A 384-nucleotide genomic window follows, 5' to 3' on the forward strand; every position below is an offset into this window, starting at 1 on the left:
TTGGCTGCGGCATCGATCTGCGCCTTCTGGGCTGCGATCTGCGCGGTGAAATTGTCGATCGACGCCTGTGCCTGTTGGATCTGCGCGGCCGCCTGATCGACCGCGGCCTGATAGTCGCGCGGATCAATCTTGGCCAGGAGTTGACCGGCTTTGACGACCTCGTTGTCGGTGACGGCGACCTGGGTGATGGCGCCGGTGACCTGCGGGCTGATCAGCACCGAGCGGGTGTCGATGAAGGCGTCGTCAGTCGTTTCGAAGTTGCGGGCGTGCAGCCACCACGCAATCCCGCCGCCGAGCGCGGCGACGATCAGCACTACGACCGCAATCGCGGCGATCGGATGCCGGCCGATCAGTGACTTCACGCCGCCCGGCCGGCTGTCTTGT

General features: G+C 65.6%; 1 pseudogene. It reads right to left on the reverse strand.

Annotated features, from left to right (window positions below):
* A pseudogene (locus DY467_RS26085) lies at nt 1-384 on the reverse strand (HlyD family secretion protein); the annotation flags it as partial.

The sequence above is a fragment of the Rhodopseudomonas sp. BR0G17 genome, assembly GCF_010907025.1.
GTDB classification, from domain to species: Bacteria; Pseudomonadota; Alphaproteobacteria; order Rhizobiales; family Xanthobacteraceae; genus Rhodopseudomonas; species Rhodopseudomonas palustris_H.